The organism is Microbacterium sp. 13-71-7, assembly GCF_002257455.1.
In the GTDB taxonomy this organism is placed as follows: Bacteria; Actinomycetota; Actinomycetes; order Actinomycetales; family Microbacteriaceae; genus Microbacterium.
The window spans coordinates 1-4,045 of sequence record NZ_NCKN01000305.1; the positions used below are offsets into that span (position 1 = coordinate 1).

Annotated in this window: 8 protein-coding genes; 4 read left to right on the forward strand and 4 right to left on the reverse strand. The window is 62.8% G+C overall.

Annotated features, from left to right (window positions below; all coding sequences use genetic code 11):
• Window positions 1-364: 364 nt before the first annotated feature.
• The 3 genes from B7X32_RS19190 to B7X32_RS19200 are packed head-to-tail and all read right to left on the reverse strand — an operon-like array spanning window position 365 to window position 1,615.
• Window positions 365-640 (reverse strand): hypothetical protein, encoded by a 276-nt coding sequence (locus tag B7X32_RS19190; RefSeq protein ID WP_292723377.1) that lies wholly within the window; start codon window positions 638-640, stop codon window positions 365-367.
• 46 nt (window positions 641-686) lie between these two features.
• On the reverse strand, window positions 687-1,220 hold the full coding sequence (locus B7X32_RS19195) for an ATP-binding protein (protein WP_292723380.1): 534 nt from the start codon (window positions 1,218-1,220) through the stop codon (window positions 687-689).
• A gap of 35 nt (window positions 1,221-1,255) precedes the next feature.
• Window positions 1,256-1,615, reverse strand: a complete 360-nt coding sequence (locus tag B7X32_RS19200; RefSeq protein WP_292723383.1) for an SOS response-associated peptidase family protein — start codon at window positions 1,613-1,615, stop codon at window positions 1,256-1,258.
• A gap of 48 nt (window positions 1,616-1,663) precedes the next feature.
• Here B7X32_RS19200 and B7X32_RS19205 point away from each other — a divergent pair, with 48 nt between their 5' ends.
• A complete protein-coding gene (locus tag B7X32_RS19205; RefSeq protein ID WP_292723386.1) occupies window positions 1,664-2,326 on the forward strand; it encodes a hypothetical protein in 663 nt (220 codons plus the stop codon).
• Between the two features lie 38 nt (window positions 2,327-2,364).
• Window positions 2,365-2,634: a hypothetical protein gene (locus tag B7X32_RS19210; RefSeq protein WP_292723389.1), complete on the forward strand. Its 270-nt coding sequence runs from the start codon at window positions 2,365-2,367 to the stop codon at window positions 2,632-2,634.
• 228 nt (window positions 2,635-2,862) lie between these two features.
• Here the strand turns inward: B7X32_RS19210 and B7X32_RS19215 are convergent, their stop codons facing one another.
• Window positions 2,863-3,141, reverse strand: coding sequence for a hypothetical protein (locus tag B7X32_RS19215; RefSeq protein WP_292723392.1), 279 nt, complete (start codon window positions 3,139-3,141; stop codon window positions 2,863-2,865).
• 53 nt (window positions 3,142-3,194) lie between these two features.
• Here B7X32_RS19215 and B7X32_RS19220 point away from each other — a divergent pair, with 53 nt between their 5' ends.
• Together B7X32_RS19220 and B7X32_RS19225 are read left to right on the forward strand one after the other, a co-directional pair.
• Window positions 3,195-3,449, forward strand: coding sequence for a hypothetical protein (locus B7X32_RS19220; RefSeq protein WP_292723395.1), 255 nt, complete (start codon window positions 3,195-3,197; stop codon window positions 3,447-3,449).
• A 158-nt stretch (window positions 3,450-3,607) separates the two neighbouring features.
• A partial coding sequence (locus B7X32_RS19225; protein WP_292723398.1) for a hypothetical protein occupies window positions 3,608-4,045 on the forward strand: 438 nt, incomplete at its 3' end.

Sequence of the window (4,045 nt, forward strand, 5' to 3'; positions counted from 1 at the left end):
GGTTGACGATCACCCGGCGAGCGCCACCGCGCCAGCGACGGCACGGCTAACGATCATCAGGCTCAGAAGACCCCCGCCCCGGCTCACGCCGGCGGCGGGGGTTCTTCGTCGTTCGTGGGCACACGTCGCACGCGAGGCGGTCTCCTCTTCGTACATGGGTAGCCGGAGCCGTTCCGGCCCACTCCTAAGAGCGAGATCGCAACGCGTGGGCATCCGCCCGTCGCCAGGCGCTCTCCTCAACGTCCCGAGTCGCGGACGATTCACCTACTGATGGAGAAGCACATGATCGACATGATGAACCAACTCGACGCCGACCAGATCGACGTCTTGCTCAAGGTGGGCTGGTGGCTCGGATGGGCCGCGCTCAGACTCGCCGTACGGAGAGTAGCTGGTAGCCGTCGGGGACCTTCGCCTCGAGCGCTGCCATGTCGTCCGCTTCGATCTCGGTCACGCCGTCTCGCCGCGCGATCGTGCCCTCGGCGGTCATCATCGTGTCCTTCTTCGACATCGAGACGGGCGCCGAGACGGTCTCCCAGCCGGCCGGTGACTGCTCGCGGATCAGGTCTTGGATCTCGTCGAGCTCCTCGGCCTGCACGGTGATGGTGCGCGTCTCGCGCGGGCGGATCAGCCCAATGAGCACCAGGACAGCCTAGGCTGCGGGAACACCCAGGCATGGCGCGGTGGGGCTACTGCACGGACGTCGGCCAGCGTGCGCTCAGCCAATCCCGCCACGACATCGATCCGTCCGGCGACTCCGGATTCCAGGACGACGCCAGTTCATCCGACGATGGCGCCTGAAAAGCAGCCCGCCAACCATTCAACGTGGCGAGATCCATCTCCCAGGTGCCGGAAGGTGCGTCATGCCACCGTTGCGTCACACGTGCCAGCTGCGTCTCCGGATCAACTTCCAAGTAGACGGTTTGCGCTGTCGCGTGCAGGGCGCCTGCGAGCCAATGGAGGCTGGCTCGCTCGTCCCGCCCCCAGAGGCCGAAGTCGAGGATAGCGCTCATGCCACGACTCAGGAGTTCGGTCGCCGTCCAGATCAGTCGGCCTTCGAGCACGTCCCGGACGCCGTCGACGTCAGAGGCCCCGAAGAGGGGTTTCATCCATTCGTCTGGGCTGAGCCGGACGGCGCGAGTCGCACGTTCAAGTTCGTGCGCGCGAGTCGTTTTGCCGCTGCCTGGCAGACCGACCATCAGGTACAGGGTCGGTTTGGTCATGACGCCAGTGTATGGAGTGCCAAGCGCATCCAGCGCTAGGCCGCGGGTGCGATGACGGTGGGGTCGTCGCGGTCGACGGTGCGGGTGTTGTTGACCTTCCGGTCGACGACGTACTGCTCGATCGTGGACGCGACCGCGGTGGAGGATCCGTCGAGGATGGCGAGCATGTTCTCCCGGCCGGGACGGTCGAGCTTGACGGGTTCGAGCCATGCGTCCATGGCGTCGGGGGTGAGGAACGCGGGCATCCGGTCGTGTACCTCACCGCCCGCGTCGCGCGCTTCCCGTGTGACGACGATGAAGCAGCGTGCCTGCTCGCCACGAACGTCCATTGACCATGTGAGCCCGGCGGCGGCTAGGAGCCCGTCGCCGTGGAGGTAGTCAGCGAAGACGCCCACATGTAGCCTTCCTATGAATCTGCTGATACATACCGATTGGATGCGACTTTGAAGAAGACACGTTCGTTCCGGAGACTCAGAGGCATCGTCGCCGTCGCGGTGGCGATCGCCCTGAGCGCCGCTTCCTCATCCTCCGCCTTTGCCGCCGAAACGACGCCGCCCCCGCAAGACGAATCGGCCACTTCCAACAGCGTGGCGGCCAAGTGGGTTGCCATTGGGGCGGACGGAAGTCGATTCACGCCGAGTGGTCCGTTGGTCGCCGCTCCATCGCAAGCTGCTCCCAATGAAGCGTCGCCCTACCTTTTGGACCCACCCACGTGGTACTTCTGCTACGTACTTAATAACGAGACATACCCGATTAGCGAGTACTTTGCCGCTTACTTTAGTGGTTTCCAGGGCACGATTAACCTCACCTGCGGAAACACTGCGTTCGGATATAAGCACATTGAGGCCGGCCATGCAAACGACTGGGGCCATTATGGTTCGATCGTAGGAGGAACCTGGGACGACTTCATGGGTTGGGCGGTAGGCAGCACGCTTGGGGCCCCATCAAGCATTGGTTCTCAGGCGGGGCAAAAGCTCTGTTATACCGCACCTATCTGGATCACCAACGGCGTGGAGGACGTAGTCGTGTGGTCGAAGGTCATAATTTCCGAAAACAATCGCTGGGTCATCACTGCTTACCCGAGCAGTAGTCCCTTGACCTGCTGAGCGTAACTCTCAAGGTCATCATGGAAGAACTGCGACTGATGAACGACTACGCGGCTGAATTTCCGGTGTGGTCCAAAAGCGGTCTCATGAGTTCTAGCGAGCTTTCTATTTCTCGAGAACTGGTGTCGGATCTTTTGCGCTGGGCCAGTGTCTTTCAGGAGCACTTTGACCCGGAGTCCGGGTGGGACGATCCATCAATCGCCAACGAGCACGATCGCGAGGGAGACGCGCTGCTAACTCGACTTCGCGATGAACTCGGGGGTGACTTCCTCGTTCATCGAGTGGCATGGGAGCACGAGGTCTCCTAATGCATGTGCCTTCGTCTGTGCGCGGAGGTGGACGCCACAGCATTGGCATCCTGGGTGCACCGCTGACTGGCGCCAAGAATCACGACACCGATCATTGAGAGCCCAGAGCGAGGTCCCGAGCGAGTGCTCGGGGCCTCGCTTGCGTTTCTACTTGGAGCCGAATCCACCTGCGCGTAGACCGGAAGTTTATAGGTCACGTCAGCTTCATGCTGGCTCGTACCGAACCAATCAGAACCCGTCGCGCGCGACCGACGCGGAGATCCTCGCCCCCTCCTCGGCGGCGCGGCGGATCTCGTCACGGCACCAGTTCTCCGCGGCGAGCAACCCGTCACAGACGACCTCGACATGCCGCCTCTTCGGATCCGGCGCCCACCACTCGACACGGTGCTTCAGCATCGTCTCGCCCGTCTCGCGCAGCACGAGCGGTCCCTCCACGATGAGGAAGCGGGCGTGGTAGCGATTGTTCACCACCAGCCACTGCGAGCGGGCGAGCTGGATCACGTGCACGATCGCACTCTAGCCGCATTCGAATGTGTGTTCTATGATGCTAGCTCATCAGCATGCAGACAGTCGAACAGTCCGCAACCGTCTGGATGGTCAACGACGTCCCCGTGCGGATGGTCTTCGCGGGGAAGCGTTGGCGCGTCACCGACATGCCGACCAGGCTCCGGGACTCGATCTGGTCCGTGCCGCTCGAGGCGCCGCACCCGCTGTATGGGTGGCGCTTCCAAGGGACGGACGACGCCGGCGAGAGCTACGTCTTCGACGTCTACAAGGGCGAGCACGGGTGGCATGTCCATCACACCTACGCGTGATCGCGGCGCAGGGGTCGAGACGATTCGACTGTCCGAAGCAGGCAGGATGCTGAGGGCTTCAAATGTCTAGGCTATCGATTGCCTGTACATCACCTACGGGAACTCCGGACAATTCACTTGAGGTGACAGCCCCACCTCAAGAACCGGAGGTAGAACCCATGCACAAGTCCCTCAGGCATACAGCGCTGGCGCTGTCCGCCGTCGCCGCCCTCTTGCTCGCAGGAGGAGCGCCGGCGTTCGCTGCCGAAACGGAAGACTACAGCGGGCCAGGAGAGAATCCCCCGGCCGTCCAGGCCGAGATCGACCGCCTGACCGCCGAAGGCGCCGAGATCATCAAGGTCTCGACCACCCCCTACGTCGCGGAGGAGACTCCGGGCACCGTCTCGACGATGTCGGCCTACCCCTCCGGGTGCGGGCTGTCCGTCATCATCTCCAAGTTCGGATTCGGGATCACCGGGAGCAGCATCTCGTCGTGCTGGTCGGGAGGTAGCTTCACCTCCAACACCATGAACAGCACGATGACGCACTACAACCCCGACTGGAACGTCTGGGACTCGACAGTTGCCACCGGGTCGAAGACCACCGGGCTTTCGAGC

Excerpts from the sequence above, each read along its gene's own strand:
- B7X32_RS19195 (WP_292723380.1), bottom strand. The coding sequence starts at position 1,220 with ATGACCAAACCGACCCTGTACCTGATGGTCGGTCTGCCAGGCAGCGGC.
- B7X32_RS19220 (WP_292723395.1), top strand. The coding sequence starts at position 3,195 with ATGCAGACAGTCGAACAGTCCGCAACCGTCTGGATGGTCAACGACGTC.
- B7X32_RS19210 (WP_292723389.1), top strand. The coding sequence starts at position 2,365 with ATGAACGACTACGCGGCTGAATTTCCGGTGTGGTCCAAAAGCGGTCTC.